Source organism: Virgibacillus subterraneus, assembly GCF_900110695.1.
Lineage (GTDB): Bacteria > Bacillota > Bacilli > Bacillales > Amphibacillaceae > Lentibacillus > Lentibacillus subterraneus.
Genome location: NZ_FOEH01000005.1, coordinates 169321 through 195611, shown reverse-complemented (window position 1 = coordinate 195611; position 26291 = coordinate 169321). Strand labels below are relative to the sequence as shown.

Below are 26291 nucleotides of genomic sequence, written 5' to 3'. Positions count from 1 at the left end.
GCAAACAGCTGATTTATTAATCTTCGAGCAACGATTGTCCCATAATCGTGACTCGTTTCGTATTTTTTAAGTCAGTAATCGTCTTTGCTCCAACACCAAGCATCGTCATTTTCAGTTCAAGCTCAATCTGATCCATTGTCTGAATAACAGCTTCGGCTGACTCTGTCGCAGCCTGTAGTAATTTACGGGCAAACCCTACTATATCCGCTCCGATCGTCAGTGCCTTGGCTGCATCCACACCAGTCTTCATACCTCCACTTGACACAATTGGAGCATCAGGTAAGACATCCCTTACGGAAACAATACAATCCTTCGTTGGTATTCCCCAATTATTAAAAGCCTCGGCTGCCGCTTTTTTCAACGGATCTTTCGAACGTAGTTTTTCAACCTGACTCCAAGAAGTACCGCCTGCACCGGCAACATCAATATATGAAATCCCTGCGTCATACAACTTTTTTGCTACCGTTCCATCAATTCCAAAGCCGACCTCTTTTACACCTACAGGAACATCCAAGGCTGTACATACTTTCTCTATTTTGGACAGCAAGTTTTCGAAATCCAAATCCCCTTCATCCTGAACTGCTTCCTGTAACGGATTAAGATGTAAGTAGATAGAATCCGCACCTGTCAAATCAACAATTCGCTGACAATCTTCGGCACCATATCCATAATTCAACTGTACTGCACCAATATTTGCTATCAATGGTACAGTAGGTGCTTGTTTACGAATCAAAAAAGAATCCTTATGTGCATCACTTTCCAAAAAGGCACGGGTTGAACCGAGCCCAACTGCCCACCCTTTTTCTTCTGCCGCTACAGCTAGATTTTGATTAATCTTAGTTGCAAGTTCTGACCCGCCAGTCATTGAACTTACAAGAAAAGGTGCCTTTAATTGCTTATCCAAGAAGGTGGCAGACAGGTTTATATCATCAAAGTTTATTTCAGGTAATGCATTATGTATAAAAGATATCCCTTCCAATCCAGTTGATTTGTTCACCCCTTCTACATTACCTGTTAAGCAATGGCGAATATGTTCTGTTTTACGCTTGTTAATTCCTTCCTCCATCATTACACATCCCAACTCTAATTATTTACTGATTTATTTTCAAAACGAGCCATTTTTTGGCGAACACGTTTATTCTTCAAATATTGATGAAATGTTACAAAATAAACACCTGTTATTACCATTATCATACCAATAATTTGCGGCCATGTAATTTGAGAAGCATAAAGCCATACTGCTAGCAAAGCAGTATTAATTGGCACTAAATTCATATAAATACTCGCTTTGCTTGCTCCAATCTGCTTAATCCCATGATTCCATAATAAGAAACCTACGACAGAAGAGCAAATAATCATAAACAACATTTCTCCCCAGCCTTGAGTAGACATGGAAAAGATATTGTCCCATCCCTTTTCTGGAATAGAAAAGATTGCAAGAAATATAGAACCAATTAATGTAGTTAAAGTCGTCGTTACAACAGGGGAAACATCACGCATTGCAACTTTACCTAACAGTCCATGACTAACCCAGCAAATTAACCCGCCAATAAATAAAAGATCGCCTGAATTAAACTCTAGATTCAGCAGTGTCTCTATTGATCCTTTTGAGATTACAACAACAACTCCTAATAGTGATAATATTAGGCCAAATCCAAGTTGTTTATTCCAAACTTCACCCAAAAAAAGAACAGCACCAAAGGTTAGAAGAACAGGCGTTGTTGCTACGATTAGTGACCCATTGATTGCAGAAGTAATATCTAACGCTGTGAAAAAGAAAAAATTATAGCCAAAAATACCTGTTATAGCCATTAACAAAATGGAGAGCCATTGCTTTTTAATGGTTGTGAAATCCAGTTTTTTTCGTGCTAAAACAAATACTAGTAATAAAATACCGGCTGATCCAAACCGAAAGGCTGCTGCCGTAACAGGAGGTATTTCTGTAATAATATGCTCAGCTGCTACAAAAGCACCTCCCCAAAATAAAGGGACAAGAAGCAACCAAAAATATATTGCGATTGATTGGTCATTTTTCATCTATATCCTTCTTTCTAAATTCATACTAATTAAAACGACTAATCGATTGGCTAGTTCACTTCTTATAATCTAATAATTTTCTATCATGTGCATCTATATAGTCTGTTATTAAGTATACTTGCTTAGTTATTAGATTGGAAGAAGCTTATAATAGAAACTACCAAAATTCTTACCAAAGCATAGTAAAATAACGAATTTGATAGTACAGTTATATAACAATAGCATTTACAATTACTCTGCAAAAGTGACAAGGAGGAAAACACATGATACAACAGGCTAAGGCCTTTGCTGAAAAAGCACATGAGGGGCAGAAACGAAAAAGTTCAGATGCACTATATATTACACATCCAATTCGTGTCGCAAAGATATTGGAAGATTCCGGTTTTAGTGATGAAGTAGTTTGTGCTGGATATTTACATGATGTCGTCGAAGATACCCCTTATGAAATCGAGGATATTGAATCAGTTTTCGGTCCTAGGGTCGCACATCTCGTATCTGCTCATACTGAGGATAAATCGAGATCATGGCAGGAGCGTAAACAGCATACAATTGACACAGTAAAATATGCCGAAAAAGAAGTGAAGTATCTAATTGTTGCCGACAAATTAGATAACTTGCTTTCTATGGAAAAAGAATATGCACGCCAAGGTGAATTATTGTGGGAGAATTTTAATGCCGGTTACAATCAGCAGAAATGGTATAACGAATCAATTGCTCAAAACATGAGTGTAGGATTAGAAGATAGTGAGGTGCCAGCTTACTTTCAAGAGTTCACGGACGCGGTCAAGCGTGTATTTGGTTGAAGTTCCTAATATCTTGCTGAGTTAGAGTTTTACGTATCTGGTTGAAGCTTCTCGACTTCATTATCAAGTCAACCATTAAAAATTTGACATTCGTTAAAGGAATTCTTATGAGAGCGTATTTTGCTTTCTTAGAACTCCTTTATACTTTGTATTTGTATGTAAAATTAATTATTAAGATTCAAGTTTGCCTTTTTCATAGTAGATGATAGCTGCGCACCCGACAGACCTGTTGATTTTTAAACTGCTAAAAAAGAGCGCCTTCCTTTTTAGAACAAGGAAGAACGCTCTTTATTATCGCATTTTACGGAAATTATAATTTTCCCGCTGCTGTTTCGATACTTTTTTCCATTTATTTTTCTCTTCCAGCATTGCTTTTTGATTCTGTTTTCTTTTTTCATATGCGAGTTCTCGTTGAAGTTTGAGATAGCTTTGATAGCGATCCTCATCCAACTCACCATTGTTCAGTGCTTCCTGAATGCGGCACCCTGGTTCTGTATCATGCTGGCAATCATTGAATTTGCATTCTTTTTCAAATGCTTCAACATCCTGAAAAGTTGCTTCAATTACTGATTCGCCTTCCCATAGTTGCAGTTCACGCATCCCCGGTGTATCAATTAGCTGAGCATCATTTGGCAGCCTGAACATTTCCCGGTGAGTAGTAGTATGACGGCCTTTGCTATCGGCTTCACGGACACCTTTTGTATCCTGTATATCCTGTCCCAACAATGTATTTACCAATGTGGACTTACCCACACCTGATGAACCGAGCAATGCAGCAGTTCGTTGCGGTGCTAAATACTCCATCAATTCATCAATACCTTCTCGTGTCACGTTACTAATAGCTACAATTGGCACGCCAATCGCAATCTCTTCCACTTGAATCATAACATCCTGAACTTCATCTGGAGTGCATTCATCCTTCTTCGTTAATACAACAACAGGAGACGCACCACTTTCATATGTTGATAAAATATAGCGTTCAATGCGTCGAAGATTCAAGTCATGATTAAGTGAATTAACAATAAAAACAGTATCCATATTGGCAGCAACAATTTGCGCCTCAGTCTTTGTACCAGCAGCCTGTCTGATAAACTGGCTTTTCCGTGTGAGAACACGATTAACCACTGCTTTACGTTCATCTGATAGTTTTTGTACATCTACCCAATCACCCACTGCTGGGAAATCAAGTGGCGAAGACGCCTGATTTAAAAATCTACCACTTAAATGCGCCAAGTAATCCATGTCACCATCGGTTACCCTGTAACTATTTTTCTGCACCGTAATAACACGGGCAATATTATCTTTTTCAATATCCAGAATGGTATCGTCCCATCCAATTTGTTTCAACTTCTCCAATTTTAAAATTTCCTCCTTAATGTTGGAGGAAAAGTCGTACTTTACACGGACTGTCCCTCCATTTTACTACGTGTGTGCTGGTTTACTGAAATTTGATTTACAATTGCCATAAAACACCACTCCTTTCAAAATGGATGAACAAAATTCTATAATTTAATAATTATACATTTTTTTAAAAAAGTCAAGGAACAAAAGCGTAAGCGCCTGTTTAGCGACGTACGAACTGCGCCCGCGCATCGCGGGTGGTTTAACGTTGCCGCGCAAAGTGGCGACCTTAGTTGAACTTCCGACAACTCTTTGAGATAAAGGAAACACGGCGACCAAAGTGAGCCGATGTTGACTTATCGTACGAAGGTGAAGGAAGTTGCGCTAGTCGCTGGGCGCTGGCTGGTGAGAACGCCACGTCCTGTGGCGTCACCGGCACTAGTACGTCCTGTACGTCGGAGCTGGACGCCGCTAGATAGCTTAGTTAGTTTTCCACAGTGCTCAAGATTTATAGTTTCCTAAGCAGTTAAAAAAGCAGATGTCAACTATAAGCGACATCTGCTTTCCTTCTAGCTAAGATACTCAGGAAGTTTCCCGGCTAGACTTTATTTTAAGTTAGCTCATTGCTGGGATACCACTATCCCGTACAGCTATATACTCAGGACGTTTCTTATTTCCTGAGAACGGCTCAACTAAGCGGTTTTCCACACTGTTGTACACCATGAATAAATTGTTACGCGGATAAGGTGTAATATTACTTGTTGAACCGTGCATGGTATTGCTCTCAAAAAGCGTGATTGAGCCTGCTTTTCCTGTTGGAACAGATATCCCACCGCCTTTTTCAGCAAGCCAGCGCAGGCTATCCTCATCAGGTACACCAACTTTTTGTTTCTTCAATGATTCTTTATAATTATTATCGGGCGTTTCCCCTACACAACTAACATAGTAGTTTTGGGACCCTGGTATAAGCATCAAAGGCCCGTTAAACGTATAATTGTCGGATAATGCTATCGATAAGCTAACAGCTCTCATCCGTGGCATACCATCTTCTGCGTGCCATGTTTCAAAGTCAGAATGCCAGTCAAATTCTTTCCCCTTAAACCCTGGCTTGTAATTAATGCGGGATTGATGAATATAGACATCACTCCCCAACAGATGGTTGACGATATCCAGTATTCGCTGATCATTTGCGACATCTTTAAAGTAATTATCATCTTTATGAACGTGAAAAATGGAACGAATATCATCACTTTCCGGCTCTCGAATTACTTTATCAGACGTGACATGCTTAGTAGAATCTTGTAATTCAAAAATGGCTTTCTGCATATCTTTAACTTCTTCATCCGAGAAGAAATTCTCAATTTGCAAAAACCCATTTTTTTTATAAGAATCAAGTTGTTGTTTGGAAATAGGAGCATGATGATCAAGAGATCGATCTGTGTGAATCACAGGGTCCTTCCGTTCCAAAATTTCCGGCTGGTCCTTTTTTCTTGAAGGATATAGATCTTTCATTCTAAACACTCCCTATTAAGTATTTTTCATAAAAGTTTTCTATATTGTTAAGTTCCCGACATCACCGGGAAACTTCCCTGCAACTATATAACGAATATTTGTCAGTATTATTTAGGAGTTAAAATCCTAATATAAAAATTGTTTGGAATTATTATATAATTACTATTCTATAATTGCAAATTACCCGCTATTTTTAGATAGTAAACTAAAAACAGACGCAGATTAAATCCGCGTCTGTTCCTTTCTCACCGCTTATTCATTTCACTTGGTTCAGGGCCTTTTCGCTGATTACGATCCAGTTTAGAAATCTCATTCATATCATCTGCACTTAATTCAAAATCAAACACATTAAAGTTTTCTTCTATTCGTGATGGCGTAACTGATTTTGGAATTACGATTGCATCAGATTGAAGGTGCCAGCGAATAATTACCTGTGCTGAAGTTTTGCCATATTTATTCGCAATTTGCTTAACTGCATCATTATTTAAAACTTCGCCGCCATTCATTAATGGGCTCCAAGCTTCTAAGTAAATATTATGCTTTTCACAGAAGTCTTTTAGCTCATTTTGCTGTAAATATGGGTGGCATTCCACTTGATTCACAGCCGGCACTACATCACATTCATCCAACAAACGCTGGAGATGTTCAATGTTAAAATTACAAACACCGATTGCTTTAGCTCGGCCATCATTATAAAGCTTTTCCATCGCTTTATACGTCTCGACATAGTCATCAAATTCCGGGGTTGGCCAATGAATCAGATATAAATCAACATAATCAATTCCCAGTTTTTCCAGACTTTTGTCAAATGCCTTTAAAGTATTGTCGTATCCCTGGTCGCTATTCCAAACCTTTGTCGTAATAAATAAATCTTCACGCGACACAGAACTAGTTGCTAGTGCTTTACCTACTCCACTTTCGTTTTCATATACCTTTGCCGTATCAATGGATCGATACCCGACTTCAAGTGCTTTCGATACAGCTGGAGTTGCTTCTTCATCGGGTACCTGCCACACGCCAAACCCAAGTTGGGGCATGCGATTACCATTGTTTAATGTAATATATTGCATTTATATACTCCCTTTCATGCTGTAGTGAAGTATAGTTTATCACATGGTATACGCAGGAAAAAATGCTATGCTTGTCGTTTTGCCCTCGCAAAGGTATAATTCCCTTCGTATTTCATGAGGCTTTCTTCAGCCAGCCAGTACGTCTTTGAAAAAATCTTATCAAGAAAATAACGATCATGAGAGACAGCGATTATGGTTCCATCAAATTGATCTAAAGCTTCCTCCAATACTTCCTTTGACTCGATATCTAAATGGTTCGTTGGTTCATCCAGAATTAGCAGGTTGTGGTTCTGGTGAACTAATTGTGCCAACCGAAGTCGCATCTTTTCTCCGCCACTTAAGCTTTTCACTTTTTGAAAGACTGTTTTCCCATAAAAAAGGTATTTCGCCAATATTCCTCGCGCATCACCTTCTGTAACATGAACCTGATCACGGAATTCATCAAGTATGGACTGATCACCATCTATCTCAAACATATGCTGCGATAAGAACCCTACTGACAAATTACTGCCTAATTTCATCACACCCTCATCCAATCTTTCAGTACCTAAAATCATTTTCAGCATTGTTGATTTTCCACTACCATTTTCACCAATAATTGCGACTCGTTCCTGAAAGCGGACATGCATATTAATGTTTGAAAATAACTGCTTTTCACCGTAAGCTTTTCGAGCCCTTTCCACGAACACAACATCATTTCCACTTCGTTTATTCGATTGAAAATCAAGGTCAATCTTTTTATGGTCAAGAATAGGCCGTTTCATCAGTTCGATTCGGGCTAAAGCTTTTTCCATACTTTTTGCCCGGCGATGTAATCCGGCATTAGGCGGGTTAGCCTGATTAGCCCATTCTTTCAATCTTTTTATTGTCTCTTTCATCTTTTTAACTCTCTTTTGCTGATCCTCATATTGCTGAAATTCCTGAAGTAAGCGCTCTTCCCGTTCTTTTACGTAATTTGAATAATTGGTAAGATATTTAATCAGTTCACCTTGATCCATCTCCAAAATGGATGTTACCGTTTCATCCAAAAAGTAGCGATCATGTGAAACAATAATAATTGTCCCACTGTAGTTATTGATGAAGTTAGTAAGCCATTCAATCGCTGAGAGGTCCAAGTGGTTCGTTGGCTCATCCAATAGCAGCAGGTCAGGTGACTTTAATAACAACTGCGCTAAACCAACCTTTGTCCGCTCACCGCCACTAAGCTGCTGCCATTCTTTTTCAGCCAGATCATCTATTTTAAGTCCGCTCATGATTCTTCTTATTTGTGAATCAATTTCATAACCGCCATCCTGCTGAAATTTTTCTTGTAAGGATCCATATTTCTCAATATGACGTGTTAGCTCATCAGCGTCCGTTTCCTCTGACATGGCACGTTCCAATTTTGACATTTGCATTTTTAATTCTTCCATAGCCGTAAAAACATCATAGAGTATTGCTTCAACTTTTCTATCTTCAGCAATTTGCGGTACTTGTTGCAATAAACCCACTGTCGAATCTTTTTTCCAGGTAATCGTGCCTTCAACAGGCTGCGTTTTTTTAGCTATTAAATCTAATAGAGTTGTCTTCCCTTCACCATTTCTTCCAATCAAACCTAATCGGTCACCCTGCTTGATTTCACATGAAATCTCTTCAAAGATTGTGTTCGCGGCAATTGTTTGTGTGACATTTTGTATACTGCATATAATCATTATTCTCTTCCTCCATTTAGAAGAGACAACTACTATGGGAAATAAAAAAGACGCTAGAGAGTCATTCTCCACCGCCTTTTTGATGATAATTCCGTTTGTGGGTAGATGTCTCCTACTGATAGTTTTCCGCTAAATTTTTCTTTAGAAAACTTGGCTTATCGCCAAGCTTTAATGGCGAAAGCCTTAGTTGCCCTTATGCAGTAAGAAAGTATTTATACTTTCTTAACTGCTAAAAAAGGACATACGTATCCCTTGTAAAGAAACATCGGAAAAAATCGCATAACGCATCCAAAGATATTCTTTGAATTTTACTATGCCACTACCAGTAAAATTCATCTAACCCACCTCCTTTTAAATTTAGTTTATTCGAAAAACTGCTTTGAGTCAATAATGCCTAGGCTGTTTTCTAAAAGATTGTTGCTTCATCAAAGCAATGAAATCATAACGTAGTTGATATAAACTGCTGCGACACTCGAATCAATCATGATAGACTGTTCATTATATGTTTCCCGTTCAGTATCATCTATTCTTTATTGCTGGATTTCTTAGTATTTGGATTGTGTATTATTTCAATTTGTTCAAAGGTTTGCGTGAATCGTTCTTGCTCCTTCTTATCTTGTTCCTTATCCGCCATAACGCTCAACTCCTTTCGGTTTAGTACAGTATGCCCTAACTTCGGTCTACCACTAGTTTACTCAGAGATGCGTTACCGTCAATTGAATGATCAAGAACCATTAAATTCAATAAATTCTATCTCTGTTCCCTTGTCGAACATAAATCCTAATCTTTGTGCGATGTTATAGTGTAAATTTATCCTTGCCCGGTTCCAAAAACTGCGAAACTGATTTTTGTTCATTCATTTCACAAGTTCCCTGTACAATTCTTCCGATGAATTATTTCAATTCAAGCTACCTTATTGTAATTCATTACTTTTTGATATAAGTATACTCCCGCCACATAAATGATGCAATTTTAGATAAATTTAAAATTAGTAGGATAATGAATCAGTAAAAATGTTAATATGAACTTATAATTATGTGATTTTTCATTTTTACAGTACAGTGGAATCAGAAAATCGAATAACATACGATAAAAATTTTTAACAAAGGGGAGAATATATTGTCATTCACACTTAACGAAGCAACCATATCCGAGATGCAGAACGAAATGGAAACTGGAAACCTATCAGCAAAGAAGCTAACGATGAAGTACTTAGAAAATATCGCCAAATACAACGAAACGGTTAATGCTGTATTAGAAGTCAATCCTGAGGCTTTGCATATCGCTGAAGCATTGGATGTTGAGAGAGAACAAAAGGGATCACGTGGACCGCTTCACGGAATCCCCATCCTGGTTAAAGATAACATCGATACAGGGGATAAAACACATACCACTGCAGGTTCACTAGCTTTGGAAAACAATTATGCAAAAGAAGATGCCTTTATCGTTAACAAGCTGCGCGAAGCAGGTGCAGTAATTCTGGGAAAAACCAACCTGACTGAGTGGGCAAATTTTATGACAGACGGTATGCCGAATGGATACAGCTCATTAGGTGGCCAAGTTATGAATCCATATGGCCTAGGCAAGTTTGATGTTGGAGGATCCAGTGCAGGCTCTGGAGCAGGCGTAGCAGCTAACCTTGCTGCAGGTGCAATTGGTACAGAAACTAGTGGTTCAATTCTTAGCCCAGCAAGCAGTAACTCACTTGTTGGCATTAAACCTACTGTTGGATTATTAAGCAGAACGGGAATTATCCCGATATCAAATAGCCAGGATACTGCCGGTCCCATGACTCGAACTGTAGAAGATGCTGCCACTTTATTAGGAGCACTTTCAGGTGCTGATGCAAAAGATGCAGCTACTTCACTTATCAAGAAAGGTCTTACACAAGATTATTCCTCAGCCCTGAATATGGACGGATTGAATAATGCCAAACTTGGCATCTCACGTGATTACCTGGAAGGACTTGATGATGAAGAACTAACCATAATTAACACTGCTTTAGCAGATTTACAAAAATCAGGTGCAGAATTGATTGATCCAATTAGCTTGCCGACCAATTTAAACGATGTTAACGTACTCCTTCATGAGTTTAAAAGTGGTGTAAATGCATACTTGAAAAACTTATCCAATAACTTCCCAGTTCATTCGTTAGAAGAAGTCATTCAATTAAATGAATTTTTTGGAGAAGAAGCTCTGAAATACGGACAGACAGTTCTCGAGCAGTCAGATGAGAAAAGTGGAAAACTAGTTGAGGCAGAATATATCAATGCCAGATTAAATGATATTCAGATGTCACAGGAACAAGGTATCGACGGAGCAATGTACGAGAATAATTTAGACGCATTAATATTTGCGAATAATTATGGTGCCGGTATTGCCGCAAAAGCAGGCTACCCTTCCATAACCGTTCCAGCTGGATATACATCCGAAGGAAAACCGGTCGGCATAACATTTACAGGAAAAGCCTTTACAGAAGAAAAACTTATCGAATTAGCATATGCCTATGAACAAGCAACAAAACAAAGAAAAGCACCTATGATTGACTAACTAAGGAGCCAGCTTTCATCGATTAGTTGATGAAACTGGCTCTACTGTTATCTTTGATAGGAAGCAATGGATTCCTTTAATCCTTCATGAAAAGGAGTTTTGGGAATCGAACCAATATTCTCCTCATACTTTCTCCCATCCAAAACTACAGGATCCTCATTCAAATACTGCATCTCTGCAAATTCACGCATTTGTTTATTGAATACACCAAGAAATCTAATCAAGGTTTTCGTAATAGTAAATACACGTTTACTGTATCCAGTTATAGATTTTGCTATATCAATGATTTCCTCACCAGCAATCACATCAGCAGCAGGAATATTCCAGTGTTGTCCATACGCAGCTTCATGCATACTAAGTTCTACCATTGCCTTTGCACCATCAGGAGTGTAAATATGCTCTCTTGCTATATTATGTCTGCCGATAAAACCTGCTTTTTTGTCAGCAACCATCTGTCGCAAGGTATAATTAATTTGTCCATTCTCTACGTAAGGCCCATAAAAATCTGGAAAATGCACTATTAAATAAGGGGTTTCAGACTCCTTAATCAATTCACCCATTTCCATGCGTAGTTTCCCTTTTTTGGTATGAGGCTATTTTGGAGTAGATTCATTGACCTTGACACCGGTATTTTTCCCATATGCATAGATATTATCTACAACTGCAAGCTTGGATTTAACTTGTCTTGCAGTTTCAAGTAAATTATTCGTTAAGAGATGCAGCTTATCCTCCCACTCATCATACGGAATATTTACTGCATTAAAAATAACATCCACCTTCTCTGCCGCAGCGATTAATTCGGTTTGATTTAAAATGTCTCCGGGATGAATTGTCACATTTGGGTCTGTATGAAACATGTTCTCTAGTTTTCCTTTAGTTCGTGCAAATGCCTTCACTTTAATATTCCGCGCCGACAGCTCCCTAACTATTGAATACCCCATACCACCTGTCGCACCCAATACTAATGCTACTTTCATTTTTATTCCCTCCTATTAATTGACCAGTGTTTAATTATTAGTAAAAAAATAAAGTTGTTTAAACTCTATCTTTTTGTCCATTCAAGTAATAAATTAACGTGCGCTTCCGCCATACTTTTTGCATCTTTAAAATTTGCTACGTGCCTTATATAATGTGTTACAAACCCATGTAATGATAAAAATATAGACCATATCTCCTGTACGGTTAAATGCTTGTCACTTAACTGGGATACATAGTAAGCAAACTTTTGATACGTTTGCATTGGACTCTCATTTATAAAAGTACGAACTTCTTCATCCTTGACCAAGAACATAATTTCATAATGGCTTTGATGGGTTAAGCCAAACTCAATATACCCCATTAAGATATTTCTTAGTTTTTCATAGTCTTCTATTTCTTCTAAAACTAATTCGTCAATCATACTATCCAGCATGATAAAATGATCTTCAACTAGAGCATAGAACAACTCCGCCTTGTTTTTAAAATGATAATAAATTGCTCCATGACTGTAGTTTAACACTTTTGCAATTTGCCGCATTGAAACAGATTGGTACCCTTTTTCTACAAACAAATCTCGTGCAGCATTCATAATCATTTCGCGAGTTAGTTCTTTTACTACTGCTTTTCTGGCTGCCATTTAATTATCCCTCATTTATTTAACCAGTGTTCAATTAATAGCATATCCTATCTTGCAGTATTGTCAATAACGTAATAATTAAATTATAAAACAAGCTACTTCTTAAGAAGTAGCTTGTTCTTTCATTACCTATGATATTTGAAACTCCGCTTATTGCCAAACCTTAGTTGAGCTTATCTAGTTAGAAAGTAGTTATGCTTTATCGACTGCCAAGAAACAATCTTTGGTATGATCATTAACCATCCCTGTTGCTTGCATAAATGCATAGCAAATAGTCGGACCAACAAATTTGAACCCGCGTTTCTTCAGGTCTTTACTCATTGCCTCTGACTCTTTAGTGGAGGCGGGGACATCAGCATGCGCATCCCAGCTATTTAGAACGGGTTCACCACCAACAAAATTCCAGATATAACTGTCAAAGTCACCAAATTCCTCTTGAATCTGTAAGAACGCTTTTGCATTCGTAATAACTGAATTAACCTTGAGTTTGTTCCGGATGATTCCTTCGTTATTTAACAGCTTTTCAATTTTACCTTCATCATATTTACTAACGATCTTGGGATCAAAGTAATCGAAAGCTTTTTGGTAGTTTTCTCTTCGCTTTAATATCGTGATCCAACTTAAACCTGCTTGAGCACCTTCCAATGAAAGCATTTCAAACAATTCCTGATCATTATGTGTTGGCCTTCCCCATTCATGGTCATGATAGTCGATATATATTTGTTCATCGGTTACCCATTCACAGCGTTTTCGTTTTATATCCATTTGCTACTCATCCTTCTTTTCAATCTCATTTTTTTCATATGAAATCCAGTCACTGAAACTACCAGGATAAAGCTTAACATTTTTATAGCCAGCTTTCTTCAAAGCTAGCACATTCGGACATGCGGAGACCCCTGAGCCACAAGAGACGATTATCTCATCTTCTTTAGATAATGAGGAAAAATTCTCTTGAAGGTCAGTGTCATTTTTCCAGTTGCCATTCTCATCCAAAACATTCTTCCAGAAGTAGTTTTTGGCTCCAGGAATATGCCCTGCTTTTGGATATAGTGGTTCTGTTTTTCCTAAATAACGATCTCTGCTACGTGAGTCTATTAATACTGCAGATTTATTACCCAGCTTTTCCTTCACTTCATCAATGTCAGCAACCTGGTTTTTACGAAAATTTGGCTGAAAATCTTTTGCAGATAGAGTCGGTATTTCCGATGACACTTCATGTCCTTGCTCTACCCAACGTTCGAACCCACCATCCAAAAGATATACGTTGTCGTGCCCAATGTAATGAAGCAACCACCATAAACGCGCGGCGAACATATCATTTCGCTGATCATAGATTACAACTGCTGTATCATGGTCAATTCCAATATTGCCTATTTTTGCAGCAAACATATCCTTATCTGGTAATGGATGATTACCACCGTGCTTCTCTGCTTTTCCTGATAAATCTTTGTTTAAATCCAAATAAACCGCATGTGGAATATGGCTTTCCAAATAAGCTTTTCTCCCGGCCTCAGGGTCATTCAACTCAAAACGGACATCAACGACAACAGTATTCTCTAACTTGTTTTCCAACTGTTCCTTAAGCCAAGTATCATTAACTATCTTTGACAAAATCACCCCTCCTCCTAAATAATTCTTTCTATCTTATATTCTAAACTAATTTCTATTTCCTTTCTAAGTTTATGATAAAATTAACTAAATAAGGAGGTGAATACATATGAAAAAAACGTTAATCGAACGCCTAACAAGGTATGTAAAAATCGATACACAGTCTGACGAAAGCAATGAAAGTACCCCATCTACACCAGGTCAATTTGAACTTGCTAACTTATTGGTAGATGAGCTGAAGACAATTGGTATGACTGATGTAACAGTCGATGACAACGCATATGTAATGGCAACGCTGCCATCAAATTCGGACAGAAAAGTACCCACAATTGGATTCCTGGCGCATCTGGATACTGCTACTGATTTCACCGGAAAGGGTGTGAATCCGCAAGTGGTGGAAAACTTTGATGGGAATGACCTTACATTGAACAAAGATTTAGGAGTAACTTTAACTGCTAAAGATTTTTCTGAGCTCCCAGGCTACAAGGGACACACCCTCATAACTACAGACGGGACAACCTTGCTTGGTGCAGATAACAAAGCAGGAATAACTGAGATTATGACTGCGATGGATTATTTAATCAATCATCCTGAGATTAAACATGGAGACATACGTGTTGCCTTTACACCTGACGAAGAAATCGGCCGCGGCCCTCAAAAGTTTGATGTGGAACGATTCAATGCTCCTTTTGCATATACCGTCGACGGTGGCCCATTGGGAGAATTACAGTATGAGAGCTTTAACGCTGCAGCTGCCAGAGTCACCTTTAAAGGCAACAGTGTGCACCCTGGAACTTCTAAGAATAAAATGATTAATGCAGGAAAATTGGCAGCGGAATTCATCAACAAATTCCCCCAACACGAATCACCTGAGCATACAGAAAAGTACGAAGGCTTTTACCACTTGATTTCCGTTAATGGTGATGTCGAGAAAACTGTTGTAACTTATATCATTCGTGATTTTGATAAAGATAATTTTAAATCCAGAAAAGAAACAATGCGTAAATTTACGAATGACATTAACGAAGCCTATGGCGAAAATTGTGCAGAACTGGAAATGGCTGATCAATATTACAACATGCGCGAGAAAATCGAGCCTGTAAAAGAAATTGTTGATATCGCCTATGAAGCTATGACAAATTTGAACATTGACCCCCTTGTAAAACCAGCTCGCGGCGGCACAGACGGTTCACAGCTTTCCTATATGGGTTTACCGACACCGAACATATTCACAGGCGGTGAAAACTACCACGGAAAATTTGAATATATTTCAGTCGATAACATGGAGAAAGCAACAAATGTAATTGTTGAAATCACTAGATTATTCGAATCAAAATAAGACACAACAATGCTGGATTCAGGCACAATGAATCCAGCATTATTATTTTATATCACCTTACTTATCGAGAAATTTCACACTAACTACGAATAAAAAACGAAGCTACTAGTCCACCCGATAACAATAAGGCCAAAACGACAAAGGTTATAAAAAAACTTCCTGTTTGCATTAAACCACTGGTAACAATTGGCCCAAGTGATGCTCCAATAAATAATATAAACGTATATATTGATGCAGCAATTGCCCTGATGTTTCCACTCCATTCACCAATTAACGTCATAATTGCTGGAAATGTTAGTGAAATACCGGCTACATAAACTACACTCATACAAATGATTACTGGTAAATTAGTATCTACCCCTAACATTACTAATCCGCCTACCGAAACCGCTAAACCCACTCGTAAAACCACTAACAATCCTAACTTCTTTGCCAAAAATCCGGTGAATGGTGAAAGAATCATTCCAGCTAATCCTGCAGTCCGAACGTAGAGAATTTCCTTATCCCTAAGGTAAAAAGGCGCGTTTTTTAAATAATCACCAAGCGCGGTATACATACCAATAAAGGTTAGCAGTAACATGATCGTAATTACATAGCATAAACGGAAGTTTTTTTGAGCAAAGATTTTTTTCACTTGTTTGATGTGATAAGCCATACTAATAGGAGTATTTTCGCTTTTGGTTGTTGGCAATATTTTAGCAACTGCAAGCAAACTAACTAGGTATAATCCTCCAAATAATATAAAAACAAAATGCCAATCAAACGTTTGATCAATAAATCCTGCTACTACCTGACCGAAGATTCCCGCTGTTAAAAATCCAAAGCTAGTAAAGCCAATTGTTGTAACCAGCTTACGCTTTGGAAAAACATCAAACACGTAAGCTAAAGCTGCTGGAGCAAATGCTGCTGAGATAAATCCTTGTAATGCTCTAAGTATTATTAGCCATATGAGATGATTCACGAACCCAATCGCAAAGGTAACCAGTGAAAGAACACCCAGACCAAATACAATCATTTGTTTTCGGCCATAACGATCAGCTAACGGACCCAAAACTAAAAATCCCACCGCATAAAACAGAGAAAATATACTTCCCGTCCACGCAGCGGTTGTTTGAGTTACTTGAAACTCCTTTACAAACACACCAATAAGAGGAGTCGTTACATACACACTTGAGACAACAATCAACGCACACCAAAAAAGTAAAAATGTTATCAAATTATAATTGGGTTCAACATGCTTTGGCATGCTTGTCATAGCAGTCACACCTGTTCACTCCAGTCATATTCACTTCAATATAACTATGAGAGAGGCGAAATAATTGTGTTTTTCCCCCAGAGCATTTAAAGCTTCGGACAGAAATAAACATTGCTTCAATATCCTTAGAAAATAGACTCACTCTAATTATAAAGCAATATTCATGCAATGATGTAAATACCAATTCGTGTAGACGACTAAAAACATCAAGTGTTATGATATTTAATGGATTAAAAGAAAACTATGATTCTAATACTATAATCGAACCAGAAGCTCAAAAAGTGGCATTTTTGAAATAAAAAAATATTTTCCCTCTATCAATGACACTTTTTTACCTTCATATACGAATAGTAGATAGAGGATAACAGGGAGAGAACATGAATGCTCAAAAAAGGATTATCAGTCGCTTTTGCATTGATGACACTACTATTCCTAGTAGTCGCATGCAATAATCAAGAACCTAAAGATAGAAATACCAATTCAGCACCAACTAGTGAAAAAAATGGTCAGGATATGAAAGAAGAACCAGAGGAGGAAGATGTAACACTGCCAGAAACAACTTTGCATAAAACGGACCAGGGTGAATCTGTTCAGTCCCTGCAGGAAATTCTTAACAAAGTAGGGTATTCACTTACCGTGGATGGTGAGTTCAATGCTATGACAACCTGGGCAATCACAGATTTTCAAATGCAACAGGAAGGCATGGATGTCTCAGGGATATATAATAAAGCTACAAAAGAAGCTCTCAGAAAATCACTAGAAAACGAATCATCGATAGAGCCAGCATCAGGACTGGCAAAACCGGATAATGATAAGAGTACTGTCAGTAACCCACATGAAATTTTAGCACTAGTAAATAAGGAACATGCATTACCAGCAGACTTTGTTCCTCGTAATCTAGTAAAACCAGATGTACGATTCCCTTTTACTGGTTCGGTACCTAAAATGCAAATGCGTCAAGTTGCAGCAGATGCACTAGAAGAAATGTTTCAGGCAGGAGACAATGCCGGGATTGATTTATTCGCCCAATCAGGGTATCGCTCCTATGATAGACAGGATGCTATATTTGCCTCTAACGTTGCACAGCACGGTGAAAAAGTTGCAAATACATTTAGTGCAAGGCCTGGAGAAAGTGAGCACCAATCTGGTTTAACAATGGATGTAACTAGTCCTGATATTGGATATGAACTAACAGTCGAATTTGGTGAAACTGATGAAGGAAAATGGGTACAACAGCATGCTGCAGAGTATGGATTTATCATTCGATACCCTAAAGGTAAGAAAAAAATCACCAAATATCAGTATGAACCATGGCATTTACGCTATGTTGGACAAGATGCCGCTAAGGAGATTATGCAAAAAGGGCTAACCTTGGAAGAATACCTTGGGGTAAAATAGAGTTAATTTAGCACGATGAATGCCAAAGTTACTTTAGCGGACACCAGGGACCTTATTTGATGGAAACAGTCTTTTTATATGCTGATAAATGTTAAATAAGGGCTCCTATGTCCGCATATCACCTCAAAAGCCACTTTTCATCAGAGATAGCGGAACGTATGTCCGACACCAATGTAAACGATTAACTTTTGATAATTCAATTCTTAATATTTGCCCCAGATACTTACCATTCTTATGTATTAGCGGTTACTCTCATCTTCAGCAACCTGTTTCACACGGTTTACAAACTTCACAACTACTTTGTTGCTAATGGCTAGCTTTATCAATAGTTTCATGAACCATTTTAGTGGCTGGTTTGTTGTTTCATAACGGAAATAAGTTTTGCTTTCATCTAACTTGTTCAGTTCATAGTGTGCTGTAATATCAAACATATTAGCCAATGTAAAACCAACCTTCATTTCTTTATAATCAGGCTGATTTTGGTAAAGTAATGTCTCCACATCGTACTCTTCTACACGTTTACCTTCCTTATATTTTTGACGATGGATACTGCCCACTAACTCGTCCGTGACCTTGACTGGTTCATTTGCAATAACATTTGGCATTACTTTTTGCATATTCTCCAACGTGCCATCTAAAAGTTTCCAAACTTGTTCAATAGGTGCGTCAATTTCAATTTCCTCTGACCATTTTTTCATTTCAAAAAACCCCTTTCATCTTCATTATACCAGTGAAAGCGGTTTGAAAATAATTTAAAAGAATTTATTAGGGGATAAAAAAAAGAGAAGATTTCTAAGAGGTTATACTATTTCATGCGCGGATTTTTCGCCACTGTCAATTCGCGTGTCAAGCGCTCGAATACGTTCCAAGGCAACATGATCTTCAATGGTTTTATAATGATGATTTCCATTAATTTCTTCATCAGCCTCGTCGGCAAGTGCAACAACTTTTTGCAATGGCTTTAATTCCAGTTCGCCATTGGGTAAATACGAATCTGTATGCAACAGAATAGCGACGGCAATTTCTTTTGCCACATGACGATCTTCTCCAATACGGACGAGCAGTTTATGTGCACGACTTGCCCCTTTTATTGCATGAATATCACTTTCCTTGTATAGCTCATAATCCCATTCCCCATCGCGATACCACGTATAATGTCCAATATCATGTAAGAGTGCTGCCTTTGTTGCATGGTCTGGGTTAACATCATATCTTTTGGCAAACATATAAGCATATTCTGCAGCAGCAATCGCATGTGCAGTACCTGAACGCTTAAGGCTTTTTTGAGTAATCGGGTGTACAAAAATACCTTCTAAGGATACATTGCGCATTTGAAGTCCTCCTTTCTTTTAATAATATTATACTTTAAATGATAATAACCGATTTATGGCATTTTTAAACATATGACAGCATACTATTAAAAAAATGATTACTTTTGATTGTTTTTGATTTTTTATGATTGAATTATGAAAACGTTTCCCTTATACTGAGATTATCAAAATATTAGGTGGTGACAAGATGCTGACTACCGAACGCCATGAAATTATTTTAAATTTATTAAAAGAGAAACAAACAATCACAATCCAGGACATTTCTGTCGCAACTTCTGCTTCTCAATCGACAATACGCCGCGATCTAACTGACCTGGAAAAATTAGATAAACTGGAACGCATCCATGGTGGAGCTACTTTAAGTGAACGGAAATTGCAGGAATACAGTATATCGGAAAAATCAGCCAAAAACCTTCAGGAAAAAATAAATATTGCCAAATATGCTGCTTCAATTGTGAAAAAGGGAGATTGTATTTTTCTTGATGCAGGGACAACTACACTGCAATTAATTCCTTTTTTACAAGATAAAGAAGTAGTCGTTGTTACAAATGGACTTACACACCTGGATTCATTAATTGAACATGGTATCCAAACGTATTTAACTGGAGGATTTATAAAAGTAAAAACCAGTGCATTGATTGGACCACAAACTATTCAATCACTTAAAAGTTACCGATTTGATAAATGCTTTTTAGGCGTAAATGGCTTCCACGAGGATTATGGATATACAACACCTGATCCAGAAGAAGCAAGTATTAAACATACTGCTTTTACTCTCGCAAAAAACGCGTATGTGTTAGCAGACCACTCGAAGCTTAACAAAGTAAGTTTTGCTAAAATATGCGAACTGCAGGATGCAGAAATCATCACAAGTGACATCAATGAAGAAGATTTAGATAAACTGTCAAAAATCACCACCGTAAAGGGGCTTTCAACATGATCTACACATGCACAATTACACCATCAATAGATTACACAACATACCTCCCAGCGTTTAAACCAGGGAAATTAAATCGTTCAAACGAGGTTTATTACTATCCGGGTGGAAAAGGAATTAATGTATCCAGGGTTTTACAGAGACTTCAGGTGAAAAGTGTAGCATTGGGATTCGCAGGTGGATTTACCGGAGATTATATCAAACAATTTTTACAGCAGGAAGGTATCGAGACAGCGTTTGTCGATACACATGAAGTTACCCGTATTAATGTCAAGGTGAAGTCCGAGCAAGAAACAGAGTTAAACGGACCTGGACCAAACATTAACCAGGATCAGCAGCAAGAATTACTAAACAAAATACAAATGTTACGGCAAAACGATTGGTTTATATTAGCGGGGAGTCTTCCTGATTCCATACCGCAATCATTTTACCAAGTAACCTCAAAAATATGTGATGAAAAAGGTGCCCGTTTTGTTCTCGACACATCTGGTCCAGCTTTAAAAAATTTAATACAGACAAAGCCTTTTCTAATCAAACCAAATCAGCAAGAACTTGGAGGCCTATTTAATACAAGTATCTCAAGCAAGCAGGATGCCTTCTATTATGCAAAAAAACTTGTAGATAGAGGCGTACAAAATGTCATAGTCTCGTTAGGTGGTGATGGAGCAATATTTGTCACAAAAGAACTCGCACTTGAAGCCATAGCCCCTAAGGGAAGTATCGTTAATACGGTAGGTTCCGGCGACTCATTAGTATCTGGTTTTATTTCATCTTTTATAGAAACCAACGATCCCCAAGAAGCATTTCGTTATGGGGTAGCAAGCGGAAGTGCGACAGCATTTAAAACAGATTTATGCAGGAAAGAAGATGTCGAATCACTGGTAAACCAAGTGAAAATCAACTCATTCAATGAATAGGATGTGAAAATATGAAAATTACGGAACTGTTGAAAAAAGAAACGATTATTCTTGATTTAGAGGCAAGTTCAAAACAGGAAGTGCTCACTGAACTAATTGGGCAGCTTGATCAAGCAGGTAATCTAAATGACAAAGATGCTTTTACAAAAGGAATTCTGGAACGGGAATCACAAAGCACTACAGGAATTGGTGAAGGTATTGCCATTCCACATGCCAAATCCAGTGCAGTCAAAAATCCTGCAATTGCATTTGGTCGATCTCCAGGTGGTATTGATTATGATTCACTTGATGGCCAGCCAGCACATTTGTTTTTTATGATTGCTGCAAGTGAAGGAGCGAATAACGATCATTTGGAAGCCCTATCCCGCTTATCAACCTTTTTAATGGACGAAAAGTTCCGGAAGAAGATTCTTGATGCAGCTACAAAAGAAGAAGTTCTACAAGCCGTAACCGATAAAGAAGCAGAGGTAGATGCTGAAGAAGAGCCAGCAAAACACGCAGAAGCATCACAAAAAGTTCTCGCTGTAACAGCCTGTCCAACAGGTATTGCGCACACGTATATGGCAGCTGAGAAACTGTCAGAAACAGCCAAGGAAATGGGTATTTCAATCAAAGTAGAAACAAATGGATCGGGTGGCGTAAAAAATCGCCTGACAAATAAAGAAATTGAAGAAGCCGACACCATTATTGTTGCTGCCGACACAAAAGTTGAAATGGAGCGTTTCAATGGAAAGCGAGTTATTGAGACCGGTGTTGGAAAGGCAATTCATGAAGCAACTGACCTACTACAGCGTGCAGTAAATAACGATGCACCTATATATCATGCTGAAAAGTCAGATTCAGGCAGTAGTGAAAAAGAAGGACGTAGCGGTTTCTACAAACACTTGATGAATGGTGTTTCCAACATGCTTCCATTTGTTGTTGGTGGTGGTATTCTAATAGCTATTTCGTTTTTCTGGGGTATCGAATCGGATAACGAGTTTGCTAATATGCTAAGTACCATCGGTGGTGATAAAGCATTCTACCTAATGGTTCCTGTGTTAGCTGGTTTTATTGCATCCAGCATTGCTGACCGGCCAGGATTTGCTCCAGGTATGGTTGGTGGTCTGATAGCGATGACTGTCACAGGTGCTGAAGGTGCTGGTGGTGGCTCTGGATTTCTTGGTGGTTTGATTGCAGGTTTCTTAGCAGGTTATGTAACATTACTAATTAAAAAGGCATTTGCAGGTTTACCAGAATCACTAGAAGGTCTAAAACCAGTCTTATTCTATCCATTATTCAGTATCGCAATCACCGGGTTGATTATGATGATGATTAACCCGCCATTAACAAAAATATATACAGGACTTTCATCATTTTTAGAAGGTATGGGTGGGTCTAACCAAATCCTGCTCGGACTTATTTTAGGTGCTATGATGGCATTCGATATGGGTGGACCAGTTAACAAAGCTGCTTACACATTCGGTATTGCCATGCTAGATGCACAAAACTATACGTTTATTGCCACTGTTATGGCTGCCGGTATGGTACCACCTCTAGGAATGGCACTTGCAACAACATTATTTAAAAATAGATTCACAAAAACAGAACGTGAAGCAGGCAAAACAGCATACGCTCTAGGCGCATCCTTTATAACGGAAGGTGTTATTCCATTTGCTGCAGCTGACCCTGCACGTGTTATTCCATCAATCATGGCAGGTTCCGCAGTAACTGGCGCCCTGACAATGATGTTTGATATCGCCTTACGCGCACCACACGGCGGGATATTTGTAATCGGTCTTGTCGATGGTGGAGCTAGTAAAATTCTATTATATCTAGTAGCCATTATTATAGGATCAGTAGTAACAGCATTACTTGCCGGCTTACTGAAAAAGAACGTAGGTAAAACAGCATAAACAAAAGCCAAAGCGCATCATTTTAGTCTTGGATGCGCTTTGGCTTTTTAATATTTACTTCACGTCGATAGAAAATTCCTTGTCACCTTCAATAGTTAAACTAACCTCACCGGATTCACTAAAGGAGTAAGGTTCAAGTTCATAAATTTCTTCGATTTCATATTCATCTTTCAAACTTTGGGATGTACCTTCAACTAAAGTTACAGACGGATTCCAAATTTCCTCTTTACCCGATGGATATTCTACAGTAATTTTGCTATCGTTATTTAGATTTAAGTTATCCCAAGACACTAAATGGATTTTAGATTCCTGGTCTTGAGTTACCAGACTATCAGCATAATAGCCAATTTCTCCGATATCTCCAAACACCGTATAATTACTGCCATTTACATGAATATCAAGGTAAGGTGGCTGATACGTAATTTCATGATAAATACCATATGAAATAAATAATACAGCAGCAATGGAAAGCCCGATAATAAGCTTTGGAAAGGTTCCCTTTTTAAAGCTGCTCATGAACTCCGAAAAAGTGGCAAACTTATCAATCACTATTAAAAGTATTATAAGGACTATGAGAGAAATGCCGATCACAATATACATGTTTTAAGTCACCTCTTCCATTTTTAAGACATAACTATTCGCTTGAATTTTATTGGATTGAGTTTGCGATATTTGCTACATCATCTATAGAAAAATGGGATTCCGAAGCGTCAGGAGGTTCCATTACAGATAACTTACGAAGATGTCCCTTGTCATTTTTCCATTTCAAAGCATTTTCCCCTGTAATTTTTGCCACAATTCCATTATCTAATGTTACCTTATCATATGTATGTAAAAAATAAACACTTAATTTCTAACTTGGATTTCTCTAAAATCTCGGTATCCCTATCCCTTTGCTCCAAAATTTAATACCTGCTTTTTAGTTAATATTTCTTTAGACGATTAAAAAGTGGAATAGGTCCCACTTTTTTATCTTTTAAATAATAAAATAGCTCTGCCAATTGTTTTGGCAAAGCGTTTTATCCCCATTAAAAAGGCTTCAATACCATTAAGGCAATTACTATTAAAAAAATAACATTTTCAATGCGCTCGAAGAAAAACAGTTTTTTGGAAAGTATGAAATAGTCAGCTGGAATTTCATCACCATTGTGTTCCTTTAACATCGCCTTAATTGGCTTGGATCTTGGTGATAGTACAGTAGGGCCAAATCCTAACGCTATTAAATACAATAGCAAACTGGTTACATACCAGCCTTGTTCAAATAAATATGGATGTAGATACCCCATCAACAAGCCGGTTATCAATAGCAGCGTCCCACCGACCATTACAAAGATATGCAGTCGGTTACGTATTATGTAAGCATGCTTCAATTCAGTCATTGTTGTTGCTTTAGTCACAATATAAATCATCACAAACCCTGGGCCCATACCCAAAATCGCTGAGAAAACATGGATAAAAACAAGCAACTCATAAAATGTCATTTTAATTGCCTCCTGGAACAAAAGCGCAAGCGCTAGGCGCTGAAGCTGGATATGGCTGATCAGGTAGTCCAATTATCCAACAACACTTAAATTTTATAGTTTCATAAGCTCAAGTAAAACTTGGTTTACTGCAATCATATAAATTTACCTACATAGGGGCTGTGACATTCCACACATTTATAAGTGACTTTGTAACGAATTTGTGTCCAAAATTAGTACACCCCTACATATCGTTTCAGAATTGAATCGACCCTGGGACCATAAGACTCCCCAAAAATATTCAAATGAACAAGCAGATAATAGAGCTGATATAAGGCTTTAATATCCTCATAATCATCCCTCAAGGCAAAACGTTCTTCATAGGCTTGATAAAAATCCCTGGAATAGCCACCAAACAGTTCCGTAAAAGCAAGTTCAAAATGTCGGTCTCCATACAAGAATGACGGATCAATCACATATGGGTTGCCCCCTGCGCCTACAAGCCAATTTCCACCCCATAAGTCACCATGTAAATAAGATGGCTCAACATCATCCGGGATCCACTTTTCCAAATTCATCAGTAATTTTTCCAGTCGGAGTCGTCGATTTCCCGTAATACTGTTTTGCTCAATCCCTTGTGTCATTTGGGCGGAAAGCCTGCTATCACGGTAATATTCCAGCCAGCTTGAAAATAGTCCATTCGGCTGTGGCAGCACGCCAATGAATGTATCATCCGGAAAGCCATGCTGATTGCCAAAGGTCTGATGCATCTTTGCTATTCGATCACCTAGCTTTGTTTCTGTATCCTGCGATTTTCGTCCTTCAACCCAATCCATTACAAGAAACGCATTATTTTTTTCATCAGAATATGCCAGCACTTCAGGAACAGAAACCGAATTTGTTTCCCTGATTAAACGAAGACCTTTCGCTTCCAGCTCAAAAAAACGATCAGGCGCATCCGTATGATATTTAATAAAATATTTTTGTTCATTAGTTTCAACAAAAAAACTTTCATTAATTGATCCACCGAATGTTTGCTTAACCTGCTTTAGTGTTGAAAAGTCACCTGCCGCATGTAATGCTTGTTCGATGAATTTGTTCATTATTATGCCTCACTTTCTATGACAATTTTTTGAAGGAAAAGAAAACTATCGATAGATTCGTTGCTAAAAATAAACTATAATTATCTATAATTACTTCCAGTAGTGTCTGAGATGTATCCACATATAAACCAGCGAATAATATTAGATTCGCGATGATGAGAATAATAATTGCCGTAAGCTGTCTATTTAGCTTTCCTTTCAGAAAATCATAAAACGGATTTATTAAAAAGAAAAACGCAATAAAGTAAACGATAAAATAGAGTACTATCACAATAATAGACTTTGTTATTAGTCCGTTTGCCTCAACATTATTTCCCATAATGTTTTCAACGATAAAAAATAATAACATGATTGCAGAGCCAATAATAGTTGCGGCCATTATTTCCGATGTGTAATAAAGTTTCTTTAACATTAATATCCCCCTGAAAC

General features: G+C 37.9%; 24 protein-coding genes and 1 pseudogene. 7 read left to right on the top strand and 18 right to left on the bottom strand.

All coding sequences use genetic code 11. The features are described from left to right. Positions 1–16: 16 nt before the first annotated feature. Both fni and BMY13_RS14875 read right to left on the bottom strand, forming a co-directional pair. Positions 17–1066, bottom strand: a complete 1050-nt coding sequence (gene fni, locus BMY13_RS14880; RefSeq protein ID WP_092494139.1) for a type 2 isopentenyl-diphosphate Delta-isomerase — start codon at positions 1064–1066, stop codon at positions 17–19. Between the two features lie 17 nt (positions 1067–1083). After that, positions 1084–2037 (bottom strand): DMT family transporter, encoded by a 954-nt coding sequence (locus tag BMY13_RS14875; RefSeq protein WP_092505531.1) that lies wholly within the window; start codon positions 2035–2037, stop codon positions 1084–1086. A gap of 263 nt (positions 2038–2300) precedes the next feature. Between BMY13_RS14875 and BMY13_RS14870 the strand changes: the two genes are divergently transcribed. Continuing rightward, positions 2301–2840, top strand: a complete 540-nt coding sequence (locus tag BMY13_RS14870; RefSeq protein WP_092494137.1) for an HD domain-containing protein — start codon at positions 2301–2303, stop codon at positions 2838–2840. Between the two features lie 291 nt (positions 2841–3131). Here the strand turns inward: BMY13_RS14870 and rsgA are convergent, their stop codons facing one another. From rsgA to BMY13_RS19965, 5 genes are all read right to left on the bottom strand, one after another. Then, positions 3132–4196, bottom strand: coding sequence for a ribosome small subunit-dependent GTPase A (rsgA, locus tag BMY13_RS14865; protein ID WP_092494136.1), 1065 nt, complete (start codon positions 4194–4196; stop codon positions 3132–3134). A 600-nt stretch (positions 4197–4796) separates the two neighbouring features. Then, on the bottom strand, positions 4797–5693 hold the full coding sequence (gene thpD / locus BMY13_RS14860; protein ID WP_092494135.1) for an ectoine hydroxylase: 897 nt from the start codon (positions 5691–5693) through the stop codon (positions 4797–4799). Between the two features lie 245 nt (positions 5694–5938). Beyond that, on the bottom strand, positions 5939–6763 hold the full coding sequence (locus BMY13_RS14855; RefSeq protein ID WP_092505529.1) for an aldo/keto reductase: 825 nt from the start codon (positions 6761–6763) through the stop codon (positions 5939–5941). A 65-nt stretch (positions 6764–6828) separates the two neighbouring features. Continuing rightward, positions 6829–8454, bottom strand: a complete 1626-nt coding sequence (gene abc-f / locus BMY13_RS14850) for a ribosomal protection-like ABC-F family protein (protein WP_092505527.1) — start codon at positions 8452–8454, stop codon at positions 6829–6831. Positions 8455–8676: 222 nt separating this feature from the next. Next, positions 8677–8790, bottom strand: a complete 114-nt coding sequence (locus BMY13_RS19965; protein WP_281243723.1) for an RAxF-45 family protein — start codon at positions 8788–8790, stop codon at positions 8677–8679. A 783-nt stretch (positions 8791–9573) separates the two neighbouring features. On the opposite strand from BMY13_RS19965, the gene BMY13_RS14845 reads away from it, so the two are divergent. Then, a complete protein-coding gene (locus tag BMY13_RS14845) occupies positions 9574–11004 on the top strand; it encodes an amidase family protein (protein WP_281243722.1) in 1431 nt (476 codons plus the stop codon). Positions 11005–11051: 47 nt separating this feature from the next. On the opposite strand, the pseudogene BMY13_RS14840 reads toward BMY13_RS14845, so the two are convergent. The 4 genes and pseudogenes from BMY13_RS14840 to BMY13_RS14825 form a co-directional block, all read right to left on the bottom strand. Continuing rightward, positions 11052–11981, bottom strand: a pseudogene (locus BMY13_RS14840) (SDR family NAD(P)-dependent oxidoreductase). A gap of 65 nt (positions 11982–12046) precedes the next feature. Next, complete coding sequence (locus tag BMY13_RS14835; RefSeq protein WP_092494130.1) at positions 12047–12619, bottom strand: TetR/AcrR family transcriptional regulator; 573 nt, start codon at positions 12617–12619, stop codon at positions 12047–12049. Between the two features lie 192 nt (positions 12620–12811). Then, a complete protein-coding gene (locus BMY13_RS14830) occupies positions 12812–13384 on the bottom strand; it encodes a DNA-3-methyladenine glycosylase I (RefSeq protein WP_092494129.1) in 573 nt (190 codons plus the stop codon). A gap of 3 nt (positions 13385–13387) precedes the next feature. Beyond that, complete coding sequence (locus BMY13_RS14825) at positions 13388–14230, bottom strand: sulfurtransferase (RefSeq protein ID WP_092505523.1); 843 nt, start codon at positions 14228–14230, stop codon at positions 13388–13390. 106 nt (positions 14231–14336) lie between these two features. Here BMY13_RS14825 and pepT point away from each other — a divergent pair, with 106 nt between their 5' ends. Beyond that, positions 14337–15566: a peptidase T gene (pepT, locus tag BMY13_RS14820; protein ID WP_092505521.1), complete on the top strand. Its 1230-nt coding sequence runs from the start codon at positions 14337–14339 to the stop codon at positions 15564–15566. A gap of 79 nt (positions 15567–15645) precedes the next feature. Here the strand turns inward: pepT and BMY13_RS14815 are convergent, their stop codons facing one another. Next, positions 15646–16821 carry an MFS transporter gene (locus tag BMY13_RS14815; RefSeq protein ID WP_092505519.1) on the bottom strand — a complete coding sequence of 392 codons (1176 nt, stop codon included), beginning with the start codon at positions 16819–16821 and terminating at the stop codon, positions 15646–15648. A 381-nt stretch (positions 16822–17202) separates the two neighbouring features. On the opposite strand from BMY13_RS14815, the gene BMY13_RS14810 reads away from it, so the two are divergent. Further along, positions 17203–18219, top strand: coding sequence for a D-alanyl-D-alanine carboxypeptidase family protein (locus tag BMY13_RS14810; protein ID WP_092505517.1), 1017 nt, complete (start codon positions 17203–17205; stop codon positions 18217–18219). Positions 18220–18458: 239 nt separating this feature from the next. On the opposite strand, the gene BMY13_RS14805 is transcribed toward BMY13_RS14810, so the two are convergent. Further along, positions 18459–18917, bottom strand: coding sequence for an SRPBCC family protein (locus tag BMY13_RS14805; protein ID WP_092505515.1), 459 nt, complete (start codon positions 18915–18917; stop codon positions 18459–18461). Positions 18918–19019: 102 nt separating this feature from the next. Beyond that, on the bottom strand, positions 19020–19550 hold the full coding sequence (locus BMY13_RS14800) for an HD domain-containing protein (protein WP_092505513.1): 531 nt from the start codon (positions 19548–19550) through the stop codon (positions 19020–19022). A gap of 187 nt (positions 19551–19737) precedes the next feature. On the opposite strand from BMY13_RS14800, the gene BMY13_RS14795 reads away from it, so the two are divergent. From BMY13_RS14795 to BMY13_RS14785, 3 genes are read left to right on the top strand one after another with little or no spacing between them, the layout of a single operon-like run. Further along, complete coding sequence (locus BMY13_RS14795; RefSeq protein ID WP_092505511.1) at positions 19738–20490, top strand: DeoR/GlpR family DNA-binding transcription regulator; 753 nt, start codon at positions 19738–19740, stop codon at positions 20488–20490. Beyond that, the gene (pfkB, locus tag BMY13_RS14790) at positions 20487–21404 is read left to right on the top strand and encodes a 1-phosphofructokinase (RefSeq protein WP_092505509.1); all 918 of its coding nucleotides are present in this window, start codon (positions 20487–20489) and stop codon (positions 21402–21404) included. Before BMY13_RS14795 ends, pfkB begins: the two co-directional genes overlap by 4 nt. A gap of 11 nt (positions 21405–21415) precedes the next feature. Then, positions 21416–23299 carry a PTS fructose transporter subunit IIABC gene (locus tag BMY13_RS14785; protein WP_092505507.1) on the top strand — a complete coding sequence of 628 codons (1884 nt, stop codon included), beginning with the start codon at positions 21416–21418 and terminating at the stop codon, positions 23297–23299. Positions 23300–23353: 54 nt separating this feature from the next. On the opposite strand, the gene BMY13_RS14780 is transcribed toward BMY13_RS14785, so the two are convergent. The 4 genes from BMY13_RS14780 to BMY13_RS14765 all read right to left on the bottom strand — a co-directional run bounded on the left by BMY13_RS14780 (position 23354) and on the right by BMY13_RS14765 (position 26274). Next, positions 23354–23899: a hypothetical protein gene (locus tag BMY13_RS14780; RefSeq protein ID WP_092505505.1), complete on the bottom strand. Its 546-nt coding sequence runs from the start codon at positions 23897–23899 to the stop codon at positions 23354–23356. 428 nt (positions 23900–24327) lie between these two features. Continuing rightward, positions 24328–24780 carry a DUF2269 family protein gene (locus BMY13_RS14775; protein WP_092505503.1) on the bottom strand — a complete coding sequence of 151 codons (453 nt, stop codon included), beginning with the start codon at positions 24778–24780 and terminating at the stop codon, positions 24328–24330. 212 nt (positions 24781–24992) lie between these two features. Continuing rightward, on the bottom strand, positions 24993–25862 hold the full coding sequence (locus BMY13_RS14770) for a fructosamine kinase family protein (protein WP_092505501.1): 870 nt from the start codon (positions 25860–25862) through the stop codon (positions 24993–24995). A 16-nt stretch (positions 25863–25878) separates the two neighbouring features. After that, positions 25879–26274 carry a hypothetical protein gene (locus tag BMY13_RS14765; protein ID WP_092494117.1) on the bottom strand — a complete coding sequence of 132 codons (396 nt, stop codon included), beginning with the start codon at positions 26272–26274 and terminating at the stop codon, positions 25879–25881. Between the last annotated feature and the right edge of the window lie 17 nt (positions 26275–26291).